The sequence below is a fragment of the Martinezella lusitana genome, from assembly GCF_016901135.1.
In the GTDB taxonomy this organism is placed as follows: domain Bacteria; phylum Pseudomonadota; class Alphaproteobacteria; order Rhizobiales; family Rhizobiaceae; genus Rhizobium; species Rhizobium lusitanum_D.
Map to the genome: position 1 here is coordinate 162,728 of NZ_JAFEVL010000003.1, position 15,220 is coordinate 177,947.

At 58.0% G+C, this 15,220-nt stretch carries 15 protein-coding genes; 11 read left to right on the forward strand and 4 right to left on the reverse strand.

Annotation, left to right across the window (positions count from 1 at the left end; all coding sequences use genetic code 11):
* The 6 genes from JTP94_RS01530 to JTP94_RS01555 all read left to right on the forward strand — a co-directional run bounded on the left by JTP94_RS01530 (nucleotide 1) and on the right by JTP94_RS01555 (nucleotide 5,403).
* Nucleotides 1–834, forward strand: a complete 834-nt coding sequence (locus tag JTP94_RS01530) for a formate/nitrite transporter family protein (RefSeq protein ID WP_204848796.1) — start codon at nucleotides 1–3, stop codon at nucleotides 832–834.
* Nucleotides 835–1,014: 180 nt separating this feature from the next.
* Nucleotides 1,015–2,595: a sensor histidine kinase gene (locus tag JTP94_RS01535; protein ID WP_204849017.1), complete on the forward strand. Its 1,581-nt coding sequence runs from the start codon at nucleotides 1,015–1,017 to the stop codon at nucleotides 2,593–2,595.
* Complete coding sequence (locus JTP94_RS01540) at nucleotides 2,588–3,244, forward strand: response regulator transcription factor (protein WP_204848797.1); 657 nt, start codon at nucleotides 2,588–2,590, stop codon at nucleotides 3,242–3,244. The genes JTP94_RS01535 and JTP94_RS01540 overlap by 8 nt, the downstream gene beginning before the upstream one ends.
* Before the next feature lie 78 nt (nucleotides 3,245–3,322).
* Nucleotides 3,323–3,694, forward strand: a complete 372-nt coding sequence (locus tag JTP94_RS01545) for a response regulator transcription factor (protein WP_204848798.1) — start codon at nucleotides 3,323–3,325, stop codon at nucleotides 3,692–3,694.
* A 217-nt stretch (nucleotides 3,695–3,911) separates the two neighbouring features.
* Complete coding sequence (locus tag JTP94_RS01550; RefSeq protein WP_204848799.1) at nucleotides 3,912–4,127, forward strand: hypothetical protein; 216 nt, start codon at nucleotides 3,912–3,914, stop codon at nucleotides 4,125–4,127.
* Nucleotides 4,128–4,155: 28 nt separating this feature from the next.
* Nucleotides 4,156–5,403, forward strand: coding sequence for a cupin domain-containing protein (locus tag JTP94_RS01555; protein WP_204848800.1), 1,248 nt, complete (start codon nucleotides 4,156–4,158; stop codon nucleotides 5,401–5,403).
* Nucleotides 5,404–5,577: 174 nt separating this feature from the next.
* On the opposite strand, the gene JTP94_RS01560 is transcribed toward JTP94_RS01555, so the two are convergent.
* From JTP94_RS01560 to JTP94_RS01575, 4 genes are all read right to left on the reverse strand, one after another.
* On the reverse strand, nucleotides 5,578–7,524 hold the full coding sequence (locus tag JTP94_RS01560; protein WP_204848801.1) for a methyl-accepting chemotaxis protein: 1,947 nt from the start codon (nucleotides 7,522–7,524) through the stop codon (nucleotides 5,578–5,580).
* A 238-nt stretch (nucleotides 7,525–7,762) separates the two neighbouring features.
* Complete coding sequence (locus tag JTP94_RS01565; RefSeq protein ID WP_204848802.1) at nucleotides 7,763–8,818, reverse strand: LacI family DNA-binding transcriptional regulator; 1,056 nt, start codon at nucleotides 8,816–8,818, stop codon at nucleotides 7,763–7,765.
* A 22-nt stretch (nucleotides 8,819–8,840) separates the two neighbouring features.
* Nucleotides 8,841–9,287: a VOC family protein gene (locus JTP94_RS01570; RefSeq protein ID WP_204848803.1), complete on the reverse strand. Its 447-nt coding sequence runs from the start codon at nucleotides 9,285–9,287 to the stop codon at nucleotides 8,841–8,843.
* Between the two features lie 123 nt (nucleotides 9,288–9,410).
* Entirely contained in the window at nucleotides 9,411–10,232 is an 822-nt protein-coding gene (locus tag JTP94_RS01575) for an aldo/keto reductase (RefSeq protein ID WP_204848806.1), read from the reverse strand.
* 176 nt (nucleotides 10,233–10,408) lie between these two features.
* On the opposite strand from JTP94_RS01575, the gene JTP94_RS01580 reads away from it, so the two are divergent.
* From JTP94_RS01580 to JTP94_RS01600, 5 genes are all read left to right on the forward strand, one after another.
* Complete coding sequence (locus JTP94_RS01580; protein WP_204848807.1) at nucleotides 10,409–11,308, forward strand: carbohydrate ABC transporter permease; 900 nt, start codon at nucleotides 10,409–10,411, stop codon at nucleotides 11,306–11,308.
* The gene (locus tag JTP94_RS01585; protein WP_204848808.1) at nucleotides 11,305–12,258 is read left to right on the forward strand and encodes a carbohydrate ABC transporter permease; all 954 of its coding nucleotides are present in this window, start codon (nucleotides 11,305–11,307) and stop codon (nucleotides 12,256–12,258) included. Before JTP94_RS01580 ends, JTP94_RS01585 begins: the two co-directional genes overlap by 4 nt.
* Nucleotides 12,259–12,282: 24 nt before the next feature.
* A complete protein-coding gene (locus JTP94_RS01590) occupies nucleotides 12,283–13,383 on the forward strand; it encodes an ABC transporter ATP-binding protein (protein ID WP_204848810.1) in 1,101 nt (366 codons plus the stop codon).
* Between the two features lie 32 nt (nucleotides 13,384–13,415).
* The gene (locus JTP94_RS01595; protein ID WP_204848811.1) at nucleotides 13,416–14,663 is read left to right on the forward strand and encodes an ABC transporter substrate-binding protein; all 1,248 of its coding nucleotides are present in this window, start codon (nucleotides 13,416–13,418) and stop codon (nucleotides 14,661–14,663) included.
* Between the two features lie 76 nt (nucleotides 14,664–14,739).
* Nucleotides 14,740–15,219, forward strand: coding sequence for a VOC family protein (locus JTP94_RS01600; RefSeq protein WP_204848813.1), 480 nt, complete (start codon nucleotides 14,740–14,742; stop codon nucleotides 15,217–15,219).
* Nucleotide 15,220: the final 1 nt, after the last annotated feature.

The following is a 15,220-nucleotide window of genomic DNA, read 5'->3' on the forward strand; positions in this document are numbered from 1 at the left end:
ATGTACCAGGATTCCATTCTCAACTTCGCCGAATCCGGCGAACACAAGGCCCTCACAGTACGCACACAGCTCTTCGCCTTCCTCATCGGGGCGGCGATGGCCGGGGCGTATATCGGGTTCGGCGACATCATCATGTTTACCGCCGGCGCGCATGCAGATGCTGCCTGGGCGCATCTCATCATGGGCGCAGTCTTCTCGTCGGCCCTGACGATCGTCGTGTTCGCTGGTTCCGAGCTGTTTACCGGAACGGCCATGTACATGCCGCTTGCGGTGCTGACACGGCGCGCGCGCCTTTCGGACATGTTGCTCGTCTGGTGCAGCGCCTGGGTCGGCAACCTGGTCGGCGCGGTGGTCCTCGCCGGGCTGTTCCACATGGCGGGTGGTGGCGTGCTGCTGGGCGATGGAAGCCAGGAATTCTTTGCGGTTGTCTCGGCCAAGATGTCGGCAAGTTCGCTTGAGCTTTTTGCTCGCGGCATCCTATGCAACTGGCTTGTCTGTCTGGCGATCTGGATGGCGGGGCGCACCGACAATGCCGCTGCCAAAATCATGCTGATCTTCTGGCCAATCACGATTTTCGTCGTCGCCGGATATGAGCACTCCGTCGCGAACATGTTCACCTTCGCCATGGCGCTGATGGGCGATCATCCCGCAAATATCACCCTTGGCGGCGCGGTTCACAATCTGGTCTGGGTCACGCTTGGCAATCTGATCGGCGGTTCGGTCTTCATGGCCTTGGGTTACTGGGTCCAGTTCCAAAGCAGTGGCCATGTTTCATTTGCACCGGCTCCCGCGGCCATCCGGACGGAGGTTTCGGCCAACAGGAAACAAAAGTGAGCCGCCCTGACAGGCTGGTTCGATGTCACGAGCCCCAGCCCGCCGATTGAAAGCTATCCGACTGGACGATAACTTGCCTTCAGCGTCATCGTCGCTTCCACTCAGCCGGACCACACCTATGTATAGGTTAAGTGGTACCAATGAGAGGATATGCTTGCGGTCAAAGAGGCTGAGGGAACGATGTCCATAGTGTCGATATTGCTTCGTGCCCGCGATCCCGGGGAAGGTCACAACGTGGCCTTCGGTTTGATTGCAGTCACGCTCGCCACCATCATCTTTTACATCGATACCTATACCGACATCGAGGGCGCCATCGCGGTTCTCTACGTCGTCACCATGCTGCTTGCCGCCCAGGCGACGACGCGTATCGGCCTGCTTGTCATCGCGGCAGGATGCGCCTCCCTCACGCTTCTTTCCTACGCTATGACACATGGCGAGGAGGCAGATCTTCAGGAGACGCTCCGTCTTTTCGGGGCGCTCTCTGCATTGTTCGTGACGACCATGCTGCTCCTGAAAACGGAGACGGCACGCCTCAATCTGCTTTCGACCAATTCTGCTCTGAAGGAAAGCGAGGCGAGATATCGCTCGATTTTCGATCGCACGCGCGTTGCTCTGTGGGAGCGCGACTTTTCGAAACTGCGACGCTATCTGATGGATGTCAGGGCGCAGGGCGTTACCGACATCAAGGCTTATGCTCGGACCAATTCAACCTTCGTCGATCACTGTATCGGTCTCATCAAGGCGGTTGAAGCAAATGAGGCAGCACGTGAATTGCTGGGTCCAATATCCTCCGGCATAGGGATTCCGCAGCGCTCCCTTATTGCAGGTGAGGAGAAGTTCCTTGATATGCTTCAAGCGATCCTGAACGGCGACAGAATCTTCGAAGACAAGGTAGAGGTACGGACGGACAATGGGGAAGACAAGCTGGTGCTGCTCAGCATCAGCCTCCCGGGAGATCCTGCCGCCTTCAGCCGTGTGGTCGTCAGTATGGTCGATGTCACCCAGCGCGAAATGGTTTTGAAGGCGCGAGCCGACGCGCAGGCGGAGCTGATGAGGGCATCGAAGGCCGCCATGGTCGGCGCGATGTCGGCATCGCTCGCTCACGAACTCAACCAGCCACTCGGCGCGATCGTCGTCAATTCGCAGACGGTGCTGCGATGGCTCGATCGCGATCCACCGGATCTCGCCGCCGTGCGCCGCTCGGCCGAAAGAATGGTCCGTGACAGCCAGCGGGCAAGCGAGATCATCCAGAACACGCGCAACCTGCTTTCTCCCTCGAACAGCAAGCTCGAGAATGTCTGCCTGGATAGGCTGATCGGCGAAACGATGGCTCTGATGGAATACGAGCTTCAGCAGAGCGGGACGGCGGTGCTTGTGGATTGCAAGCCCCACGTCCCACCGGTTTGGATCGTGAAGACAGAATTGCAGCAGGTGCTGATCAATCTCGTCACAAACGCCATCCAGGCAATGGAGGAGGCCGAGAGCACGCGGCGGATTATCAGGATAGCGACGGGCCGACCGGATATCGAGCATGCCTGCATTGCCGTGCATGACTCCGGACCTGGAATCGTTGAAGATGTGAAGGACAAGCTCTTTGCCCCGTTCTTTACGACCAAGGCGACCGGCATGGGCATGGGCCTTTCCATTTGCCGCAGCACGCTGGAGGCTCGTGGCGGCAAGCTTGATGGAACCAATCATCCCGATGGCGGCGCAATCTTCGAGATGCATCTGCTCATAAAGCCGGAAGCGGAACATGCCTGATCTACGCAAGTTGCAGAAGGAACCACCTGGGCCTGTTGTTTTCATTGTCGACGACGATCTGTCGATGCGGGAAGCCCTGACGGATTTGTTCCGCTCGATGCAGTTCGACGCCGAGGCGTTCGATAGCGCGGCGACACTCATGGAGACAGCGAATTTCGATCGGCCGGGCTGCATTCTTCTCGATGTCCGGTTGCCTGGCGTCAGCGGACTGGATCTGCAGATGCAGCTGGAGCGCATCGGCAGCAAGATGCCCATTATATTCATGACCGGTTTTGGAGACATACCGATGAGCGTGCGGGCAATGAAGGCCGGCGCCGTCGACTTTCTGACCAAGCCATTCAAGGATCAGGACATTCTCGACGCGGTGGCGACGGCGATGGAACGCGATGCGGCACGCCGGCGCCAGAGCGCGCGGAGCCAGGCCGTTGCCTCGCTTGAGGAGAGCTTAACGCCGCGCGAGCGCGAGGTCATGAAGGCTGTTGTCAAGGGGCTGATGAACAAGCAGATCGCTCACGAGCTCGGTATCAGCGAAGTCACGGTGAAGCTGCACCGCGGCAATGTCATGCGGAAAATGGAAGTTCGCTCGGTCGCCGAACTTGTCAGGAAAGCCGAAATGCTGGGCGATAGCATAAAGCCACCTGTATCTTAGTATGATATCTTTCGAGGCAGGCATGAGCGCATAAAGCCCATATTAAGCATCGGAAAGCAGTCAGAGAAGGTCGCTTCGTTGCCCCCTGTACCGACCATAGCCATTGTCGATGACGACCACGCCATCCGCGAAGCAATGGATGATCTGGTCAAGTCCTGTGGTTACGAGTGCCGCCTGTTCGCGTCGGCGGAGGAGTTTCTCGCCTTCGAACCGAGATCGGCGATCGACTGCATGCTCGTCGACGTGAAGATGCCTGGTCTTAGCGGGATCGAGCTTCAGGCTGAATTGAACAGGCATTCGGCGCGTCCGCCGATGATCTTCGTCACCTCTCACAAGGATGAGCGGACCCGCAAAAGAGCAATGAACGGCGGCGCCTTCGCCTTCCTGGGCAAGCCGGTCGATATCGAGAGGCTGATTGGTTGCCTTGAGTCAGCGCTCGGTCACTGCTAGCCGAAAGGCAATCGGGAGGCGGCCTGCCCTCTTCGGCTGATCCAGCCCTTTGCAATCATTCATCTGCTGGTCGTGTTCCCCGCGCCATCGGGTCGATATTTTGTATTCATGCGCAGGCATATACCTTTTGCGAGACCCCACTAGACCTAGGTATAGATGTGCGGTTGCCTCTGCGGTTGTAGCCTCCTGTCATTACATTCGTCGGCAGGAGGAGACGATGTTCAGATTTGAAGCGAAGCGCGCCTTATTGGCCCTTCCTGGGACCGGTATCACCGGCTCGATTTCGATCCACCTCGAAAACACCATCGATGCTGTACGCCATTGGCTTGGGTTGCAGTGGCGATCCCTGGCGTTTGCGCCATCGGCGAATGACTTCCTAGCCGCCACCGAGTGTTCGTCTGCAGAGACGGCAGCCCTGGCCCCGGCGGAATAGCCCCATCCACATGAAAGGAGTAATAGCAATGGAATCTCTATCGAGACGCTCAGTTCTCGCCCTCGGAGCTATGGGAGGTGCTGCACTTGCGGCAGGGGCTGCCCAGGCGGCCAGTTTCGGCAATCCCGATCAGCCGGCCGAGGGCGCGATCAATGCTAATCCCGCAAGCCTCTCGGACCCCGGTCCAAAGAACCCGGCGCTCTACGAGCAATTTCCCTCGTTCCAGAGCCCGCCGGCCACCGACATCGGCGACATGCAGCTCTTCTGGGGGTCGTTCAATAACGCCGCCAAGCGTGTCCAGAACGGCGGTTGGGCGCGTCAGCTCACCAAGGCCGATTTCGCCATCTCGGAGGCCGTGTCGGGCGTCAACATGCGTCTTGGCCCAGGCGGCGTTCGCGAACTGCACTGGCACCGCGCGGCCGAATGGGCGATCATGACCAACGGAAGCTGCCGCATCACTGTTCTCGACGCACAAGGGCGCGCCTATGTGCAGGATGTGGGAGTGGGCGACCTCTGGTATTTCCCCGCCGGCTTTCCCCATTCGCTGCAAGGACTTGGTCCCGACGGCTGCGAATTCGTGATCGTCTTCGACCAGGGCGACCAATCCGAATACAACACACTGCTGGTGACGGACTGGTTTGCGCATACGCCGCCGGAGTTGCTTGCCAAGAACTTCGGCCTCCCGCAAGACACCTTCAAGAACATCCCGCTGCAGGATCTGTGGATCTTCCAGGGCAAGGAACCCGGCCCGCTTTCGGCCGATCAGGAAGCCGTTGCCTCGGGCGGCCTGCCGCCCTACCCCTTCACCTACAAGTTGACCGCTTCAGCACCGGTGAAGCAGAACGCCTCCGGCATTCTCCAACTTGCTGACAGCAGTGTCTTCAAAGTCTCCAAGACGATTGCCGCGGCCATCGAGACGATCAAGCCCGGCGGCGTGCGCGAAATGCATTGGCATCCGAATGCCGACGAATGGCAATATTGGATCAAGGGCGAAGGCCGCATGACGGTTTTCGATGCCGGTCCGCACAGCCAGACCGCCGATTTCCGGCCGGGTGATGTCGGCTACGTCAAGAAGAGCCAGGGCCACGTCATCGAGAATACCGGCAAGACGGATCTGCAATTTGTCGCCGTCTTCAAGGTGGCCGAATATCAGGAAATCGGCTTGTCGTCCTGGCTCGCCCATACGCCACCGGCGCTCGTCGCACAACATCTGAACGTCAGTCTCGCCGACATTGCCAAGTTCCCCGCCGATCAACCCGGGCTCATGCCGCGCTAAGTGCCCGAATCGCGGCACCATAGCGCGCCGCGACGCTCAAAAGGCGGTCAAATTTGCACACCGGAACACACGGCAGGCGTGCTTCCAGGAGAGTTTATGACCCTGCGGCCACGGTTATGAGAACCAGCTCTCCGTCAGCTGCGACGTACCGGTCGACCTGACCGGTATGAAGCCTCAAAACTCTTCCCATTCCTTTTGAGAGGCTGCTGAAGCCGATGCCCTGTTTCCTGCGGCTGCGGCTCGTTTAGGCTGAGGCATCATGGAAACGACGGTCGCCTGCCTATCGGGTTCTGCCATCGCCCGTCCCGTCCTGCGCAGCGCTGCGGATTGTGCCGAGGCGGCCGCTTGCAGCGTGAATTGGGAGACGAGATCACGAAGCTTGGCTGCCTCCATTGCCAGGCTATTCGAGGCTGCGGTCGATTGTTCGACCATGGCTGCGTTCTGCTGTGTCGTCTGGTCCATCGAATTGACGGCCGTATTGACCTCCGCCAGTCCGGTGGACTGTTCCTTCGCTGATGTCGCAATGGCGTTCATATGCTGGTTGATGTCAGCGATTTGCTCGCCAATCGTCTTCAGCGACATGCCGGTATCCAGCACGAGCTTGACGCCGCTTTCAACCTCTGATGACGACTTCTGAATCAGTCCCTTGATCTCCTTGGCCGCTTGCGCCGACCGCTGTGCGAGTTCACGCACTTCCTGAGCGACAACCGCAAAACCCTTTCCGGCTTCGCCGGCGCGCGCTGCCTCGACCCCGGCATTCAGTGCCAGAAGGTTTGTCTGGAAGGCGATCTCGTCGATCACCCCGATGATGCTGGAAATCTGTTGCGAAGATGTCTCAATGCGACGCATGGCTTCCTCGGCGTGCGACACGACTTCGGCGGACTTTGCGGCGCTGCGATTGGCTTCGGTCGCCGCAGTGCGGGCCTCGTCGGCGCGCCTGCTCGAATTCGACACGTTGACGGTGATCTGGTCAAGGGCTGCGGCTGTTTCCTCGAGGGAGGCCGCCTGCTGTTCGGTGCGCTTGGAGAGATCGTTGGCCCCGGAAGAAATCTCGCGCGTGCCGTCATCGATCGCTCCAATCGCCGCTGAGATTGCGCCGAGCGCATCTCCAAGCTGCTTGACCGAGCTGTTGAAATCCTGCCGAAGCGCTTCGAAATCCGCGGAAAAAGGCTCGTCAAGCTGAAAGGCAAGATCGCCGCCGGCAAGCCGTTTTAATCCGGCCGCAAGGCCTGATGTGGCAGCGCGAAGGCGATCCGCCGCTTCTTCGTCGGCCTGGCGTCGAACAGCAACCTGGTTCGATTCGGCTTGAATTCTGGCTGCCTCTGCGTCCTGTTCAAGCCGCTTATTGGCAATCGCAGCTTGCCGGAAGACTTCGAAGGCCGATCCCATGACGCCGATTTCGTCTGAACGACCGATCGCGCCGCAACGGATGTCGGTCTCGCCCCCGGCCAGCGTCTGCATATCATTGGAAAGTGCAAGGATCGGCTTCGTGACTGTCTTGCGTGTCAGCCAGTAGAGGCTGATGGAAAACAGTGCCGTTAAGCCGAGAAGGCCACTCAAAAGCCTGTCCACGAAGGTTTGCATGTCGGCGCTGTATTTTGCTGTTGCAGCGGACAAGGAACTGATGTGATCCCCGGCCTGTTCCATGGCCGTTTCAAGAGCGGAAAACTGATTCATGAAATCGGGTAGTGATTTCATGGCTGCAGCCTGATCCTTCGCAGCAAGATCGACCATTGCCGTGGCACTGTCGATATACTTCAAAAGAGGAACTTCGACCTTGACCAGCACGTCTTGTACGCTCTTGTCGGTTGCGAGCTTTTTGTTGGCTTCGATCATTTCCCGGAACGAGGCCTCGTGTTCCTTTAGATCAGCCTTTACCGCGTCCGTGGTGATCCCTGCCGCCGGATTGGCCGCCAGCATCGCCGCCAGCACGTCTGCGCGAAGCGCATCGTGCATCATATCCGCCTGCATGTGGTTCCGAAGCACATCCCCCGTTCGGGCAACCTCGGCGTTGTTATCTGCAAGAGTTGCGGCTGACCACAGCCCGACACCCGTGGCGCCACCGGCCAAGGCGAAAATTGCGACACTTGCAATGATGATCTTATGCTGTATCGACGCCATCGAAGCACTCCCCCGGCTTGTTTCCAATACAAAACTAGCCAAACATTCTTAATTATTTATCAACCATACATTTCTACTTAGATCACACGAAATTATATTATAATCTTCTAAAATTACTTCAGGTTGAAAGTATAATAGGATTCCGCAAGGAACAGCCGCAGTTAAAAGCCAAACGAAATAGCGTGGAAGTATCATCTCCTACTTTGATGCCCCTGCGCGGCCACCTTATGGAGCCGTATCATTCCGCTTTGGGTGCGGCATTTATCAACGGCATAGCAAAGGGCTTCGAGGAGCTCTCCCGAATCAAGAGATCCGGCTCGACCTGGATAATGCGCGGTTCGGGAAGATCCCCGCTGACGGCGATCAACTCGATGATGCGATCGACTGCCAGCTGCGACACCCGCTTCACGTCGTAATCGACGGTCGACAGCGGCGTCACCGCGAATTCGCCGAATTCGATATTGTCGAACCCGATGATGGAGATCTCGCCCGGCACCTTGATCGAGTGTTTGCTGCAATAACGCAGGACGCCGAGCGCCAGGGAATCATTCGTTGCGAAGACGGCCGTCGGCTTGACCGGACGTTCCATCAAGGCTGCCATCGCCCAGTATCCGTATTCGACGGAATGGCCTTTGGGATCAACAAAAAGCTCGGTATCGACAGCAAGGCCCGCTTCGGCATGCGCCTGAAGATAGCCAGTCTGCTTTTCGATATTGCCGAGAATGACCGCGGCATCGATCAACGCAATCTTTCTATGACCGATCGCGATCAGATGGCTGACGGCCTTGTAGGCGCCGCTCTGCTCGTCCATCGAGACCGCATCGATGCCTGCATTGGGATCGCCGACGAGAAGCACGACGGGATAGTTTCGGCTGCGCAGCTGCCTGATATGGTCGAGGCGGCGGTGACTGCAGGGGAAGATCAGCATGCCGTCGGCACGGCGCGTGCTGAAGACTTCGATCATGCGCATCTCTTCCTCGAGATTGTTGTTCGAGGTGGCAAGCAGCGTCGTATAGCCATTGCGGGCAAGCGCCAGTTCGATGCTTTGCGCCACATGGGTCAGCACCGGGTTTTCGAGATCGGTCAGGATCAGGCCGACCGACTTGGTCTCCTTGGCGACGAGCGAGCGGGCAACATCATTGGGCAGGTAATTCAGTTGTTCGGCCACTTGCTTGATCAGCTTCCGCGTCTCAATCGGGATACGGGGGCTGTTGCGCAGCGCAAGTGAAACGGTGTTGACGGAAAAACCTGTCAGCTCAGCCACATCCTTCAGCCGCGCCACAGGTTTTCCCATTGTCTTCTCCGCTTGATCGATGTCAGGCCGGCTGCCGCTGCTTGCGCAGCTCGGCGATCGCCTTGAATTGCAGGCAATCGGGATGCATCTCCATCAATTCGATCCGATTGCCGTCGGGATCTTCAATCCACGCCTGCCGATTGCCGTCAAGCCCTTGCTTGATCTCAGCCGTCAACTTAATGCCCGCAGCCTTGATACGCTCGGCCGTCCCATCGAGATCTTCGATGATGAAGCACATGTGATTGACACCATTGGCGTTCCAGCCGGGCGCACGATCATTCTCAGCGCCTGGAAAAATCTCCAGATACTGATCGTCGGTGATGCGCAAATAGACGAGCCAGGTACTGCCATCGTCGTTTTTAAGCCGCAGCATCTCGGGAAATTGGAGACGCTCGCGATAAAAATCGAGCGATACATCAAGATCCCTAACCTTGATTGCGACGTGACCGATACTTGTTATTCCACGCATTGAGTAGGTCCTTCTTCTCCATTTTTGGCCCGAGAAAATGCCTCGAATGGCCAATAATAACGCTAATACAACTTACTGATTTCAATAGGCATCATTTTCTGATCGATGGCTTTGCTCCCCTGATCAATCCCAATCCGGACCCCAATCCGGATCGATTGAGCGTGCTCCCGGCACGATGGCGTCGATCGCCGCTAGGTCTTCCGGCGTCAAGCGCAGTACCGTTGCCGCGAAATTCGAGCGGATGCGTTCCACCCGGCTGGAAGTCGGGATCGCGGCATAGCCCTTGGCAAGTCCATAGGCGATGGCGATCTGCTCTTCCGCTGCCCCATGGCGCGCGGCAATGGGTGCGAGAACGGGATGACCCGAGACGCGGCCTTGAGCGATCGGCTGATAGCACGTCACCAAAATGCCACTTTCGCTGCAGTAGTTTGCAATTTTCGTGTTTCTAAACAGCGGGTTGAGTTCGATCTGGTTGGTCGCGATCCGACCCCTGCCAATCAGCCGTTCAGCCTCTTTCAAAAGAGCAATGGTGAAGTTGGAAACACCGATCAGCCGCGTCAAGCCAAGCGCCTGCGCCTCGACGATCTGGTGCATGTAGGTTGCCAGCGGTATCCGGCCATTGGGGGCAGGCCAATGGATCAGGCATAGATCCACATGATCGACGCCGATCTGATCCAGGCTGCGCCTTAAGGACGGAACGAGCTTTCCTTCGTCGAGATTCTCGCTCGAAATCTTGGTGGTGATGAAGACGTCATCGCGCTTGAGACGGCTGCGTCGGACCGCTTCGCCGACAAAGGCTTCACTACCATAGGTTTGCGCCGTATCAAGATGCCGATAACCTACCTCTAGTGCCGCAAGGATTGCCGAAACCCCCGCCTCTCCGAGACGGCCATAAGTTCCAAAGCCGATTCTCGGAATATCCGTTGAATCTCGACCCAGACTCATGCGCTTTCTCCCCATTTTCGCGCCTACGAGAGCGATTTCGCGATGCAAAATGCAAAAGGCAGCAAAATTGCCGACTTGACGCATGAAACATCGCATGCCAGTATTAGCGCTAATACGATCTCGGCGCAAGAGGCCTTCATGCAACCAGAAGGGTGGCGGGATCAGGGGAGGAAAGAATGAAGCTACGATGGAGCCGTCTATCGCCACAGCTTGCCTTGGCTCCCGCTGCGACCATCACCCTCGTCGCATTCGCCGGCTCGATTCTCTGGACGATCTACGTCTCATTCACCGGAAGTCGCCGTCTGCCGGACTACGCGATCGACTGGTCGGACCCCTTCCGCCAATATCAGCGGCTCTATCACGACATGGGTTGGCACATTTCGCTTTCCAACCTGATCATTCTGGCGATTGGAAGCACTCTTGCAATCATCTTCGGCTTCATTCTCGCGGCAATGATCGAGCGGGAGCGGCGCGGCGAAGACGCCTTCCGGACTGTTTTTCTCTATCCGCTGGCCATATCACTGATCGTCACCGGCGTCGCCTGGCGCTGGATTCTCAATCCGCAACTCGGCCTGGAAAATTTCCTGCATCAGATCGGCCTGACGGGCATCAGCCTCAATTGGCTGGCAAGCGGCGACACCGCGATCTATGCGATCATCCTGGCATCGATCTGGCAAAGCTCCGGCTTCTACATGGCGCTGATGCTGGCGGGCCTGAAGGGGATCAACACGGAAATATGGAGTGCTGCCCGGCTCGATGGCGCGAGCCTATGGAAGGTTTATCTCGAAATCATCATCCCGATGATGAAGTTCACCTTCCTGACCTGCGCCATCCTGCTGTCGCTCGGTGTCATCAAGGCCTATGACATCATCGTCGCGATGACCAATGGCGGCCCCGGCCAATCGACATGGATGCCGGCTTATTTCACGATCAACGCCCTGACGAACAAGAACAATCTCGGCTATGCCTCGGCTGCCGCCTCTCTGATGCTCGCGATAACCGTCCTCCTCTTTCTGCCGCTCGTTCTTCTCGTCGTCTGGCAGCAGCGCGGGGCACGCAAGGGGGGCCTTGCATGAGCAACGTCAATCCCCTGCAGCTTACCGCATCCTCCGCGAAGTCCGCGCTTCGCGTCGCGCCCGAATCCGGCGCCAAGGTCATCTATCCAAGACGCAAGAAGCGCATCAAGGCACGATCGATCGCTGTTCTCGTCTTCCTCACCATGGCGGCATTGTTCTTCTGCGTGCCGCTCTATGTGCTGATCGTGACGTCCTTCAAGACGATGGATCAGATCCGGGAAGGCGCCATCTTCTCGTTGCCGCATGTCTGGACGCTCCAACCCTGGGATTACGCCTGGAACCAGGCCTGCTCCGGTCTCACCTGCGCGGGCCTCAAGGGCGGCTTCATGAATTCCGTAAAGATCCTTGTCCCCTCGCTGATTGCTTCCATCGCCATCTCGTCTGTCACGGGCTATGCGCTCGCGATGTGGAACGTGCGCTGGGCGGGGACTTTCCTCTTCGTCCTGTTTCTTTGCGCTTTCGTGCCGTTCCAGATCATCATGTATCCCTTGATCATCATCACGGTTAACCTCGGCATCTATGGTTCGATATGGGCGGTTGCCTTCATCCACACCATCCTGGCCCTGCCGGTGCTGACGCTGATTTTCCGGAATTATTACAAGGATATACCGGCCGATCTCCTCAAGGCCGCGATCATGGACAGCGGCTCCTTCTGGCGCATCTTCGGCGAGATCATTCTGCCGATGTCCGGCAACATCCTGATCGTCGTGCTTATCATGCAGATCACCAGCATCTGGAACGACTATCTGATCGGCGTCACCTTCGGCGGGCTTGGCGCCGCGCCGATGACGGTCAACCTGGCGAACATGGTGACGGTGACGACGGGAACAGCCTCCTACAATTCCAACATGGCGGCGGCGCTGCTGACCGCCATTCCACCGCTCTTCATCTACTTCGTACTCGGCAAATTCTTCGTCCAGGGCATCTCAGCAGGCGCCATCAAAGGCTAACCGGACGGACCAACGGAGGACCGCATGCCCAGTGTCTCGTTTGAACATATCGTCAAGAAATACGGTGAGCTCATCGTGCTCGACGATTTGAATCTGTCGATCGAGGATGGTGACTTCCTTGTTCTGCTCGGCCCCTCGGGCTGCGGCAAGACCACGCTCCTCAATCTGCTTGCCGGCCTCAACGACGTCTCAAGCGGCCAGATTCTGATCGGCTCGCGCGATGTCACCGATCTCGACCCGAAGGATCGCGGCCTCGCCATGGTCTTCCAATCCTATGCGCTTTACCCAACCAAGACGGTGCGAGGAAACCTGAAGTTCGGGCTGTCCGCCAGCCGCCTTTCGAAGGAAGAGGCGGAGAAGCGGATTGCCTGGGCGGCCGACATGCTGCAACTCGGGGCACTGATGGATCGCAAACCGGCGCAACTCTCCGGCGGACAACGCCAGCGCGTCGCCATCGGCCGTGCGCTCGTCAAGCACGCCGGCGTGCTCCTCTTCGACGAACCGCTTTCCAATCTCGATGCCAAGTTGCGCACCGAAATGCGGATGGAGATCAAGAAGCTGCATGAAGAGCTCAATCCGACCGTTGTCTATGTGACCCACGACCAGATCGAAGCCATGACGATGGCGACGAAGATCGCCATCATGAACGGCGGCGAGATCCAGCAATTCGGATCCCCGGATGAGGTCTATGAAAAGCCCGCCAATCTCTTCGTTGCTGGCTTCATCGGATCGCCGGCGATGAACCTGTTCAATGTGGATATCGGAGCCGCAAATGGAGAGGTTGTCGGTACCTTCTCGACGGGGGAAACGATCACCCTTTCGGACTACCCGTTCGAAAAGCCGCCGCAACCGGGATCCAAAGCAGTCGTCGGCCTGCGGCCGGAGCATTTCGCCAGGCCAGAGGAAAAATCGAGCGAAAACGCGTTTGCGATCGAAGTGCCGGTGCGCGCGGTCGAGCGCACAGGCTCGGATGCCATCCTGTCGTTGAATTTTGCCGGCGGGTTGCTGGCCGTCCGCGCCGAGCCCGATCGCGCGGCCGGTATGAAAGCCGGGCAAATGGTCTCCGTCCGCTATCCGAAAACCAAGATCAATCTCTTCGATGCCCGGACCGGGCAGCGCATGTAACGTCCTTGTCATTTTTCATTGGGAGGAAAGATATGTTCAAGACGCTGAAGTTAGGCATCGGTGCCGGGCTGGTGGCTGGCATCATGGTGGCATCCGCCTCGGCTGAGGATCTCGTGATCTACCAGGATTGGTCCTCGCCGGCGGAAGTGGCCGCGCTGAATGTCCTCAAAAAGGCGGCGGCGGCGAAGGGGATCAACTGGATCGACATCAGCATCCCTCATGATACCGGCTCGAACGTCAATCTTCTCAATCTCGTGACCGGCGGCAACCCGCCCAACGTCTTTGTCGAGAACAGTCCTGGTGTCTATCGAGACCTGACGAAGATGGGTCTTGGCCATCCGCTGACCCAACTCTTCACATCCATCGGCGCTGCCGATCATTTTCCTGCCTCTGTGAAGAAATCAATCACGGTCGACGGCGAACTGATGAAGATCCCACTCGGCATACAGATGGACGGAATGGTCTATTACAACATGGATGTGGCCAAGAAGGCCGGTGTCGACCCGACCAAATGGGATTCGCTGGACGCGATGTTTGCAGACTTCCCGAAGATCAAGCAGGCCGGCTTCGTGCCCCTGGCGCTTGGCGCACAACAATGGCAGGTCGGCTACCTCATGCATGCCCTGGTCGCCACGCTCGGTGGCCAGGATGTCTACATGAAGGTCTATGGCGAGAAGCCGGATCGCGCGGCCCTGGATTCGCCCGCCATGCGCGATGTCTTCACCTGGCTGCGCAAGTTTCAGCAGGCCGCCGATTCCGGTTCGGTCAATCGCGATTGGAACATGACCACCAATACGGTGATCACGGGCAAAGCCCTGATGCAGATCCATGGCGACTGGATGAAGGGCGAATGGGTTGCCGCCGGCAAGCGCGCGAACCAGGATTTTGGCTGCATCCCGATCCCGGGCGCCAAAGCCTATGCCGTCAGCGTCGATTCCTGGGGCATCCTCGGCAAACAATCGCCGGCCAAGGATAAGGCCGAGCTGGACTTTGCCGCGACGATCGTCGACCCAACGGTCAATACGGACTTCGCGGTCGCTAAGGGGTCGACACCCATCCGTAACGATGTAGACGCCTCGAAGCTGGATAGCTGCTCCCAGGAAGTCCTGACAATGCTGAAGGACCCGGACAAGCAGGTTCAGAACCCGCATTCGATGACCGATGCCGACTGGCTGGCAGCCACCTGGGAAGTCGCCTTCAATTTCTGGAGCGACCCTTCCATGTCGGTCGACGATGCCATCAAGCAGCTCCAATCCGGCTACGACACCATCGTGCAATGAGCCTTCCAGGACTGCCGATCGCGGCCCGACAAAGGTCGGGTCGCAAAACCGCCTCCAAGACTGAAAGGTATTCCCAATGACAACGTCCCTGCTCGATGAAGATCGGGTCTTCCAAATCTGCTTTGTGACCGACGATGTGCAGAAATCCGCAAAATGGTTCTCCGACTTGACCGGCAAGCCAATTCCGCCGGAGGGCAAGGCAGCCGATCCGGAGGAGGCCAAGGCAATCTATAACGGCATGCCGGCTGCCGTTGGCTGCCGCATCATCATGTTTGAATTCGGCAATATCGATTTCGAATTCCTACAGCCCGGGCCGGAAAAAAGCGCCTGGCGCGATCTGCTAGAGGCCAAGGGGCCTGGCTGCCACCACATCGCGTTCAAGACACGCAACCTGACGAAGAGAAATGCCTTTTTGGAAGCGCAGGGACACAAGCTTCTGCAGCGCGGCGAATTCCAAGGCGGCCATGGCCGATATGCCTATTACGATACGATGCCGCAGCTCGGCGCCCTGGTCGAGCTTCTCGAATTCGATGCCGACAAGGAGCCGCAGCCCTGAC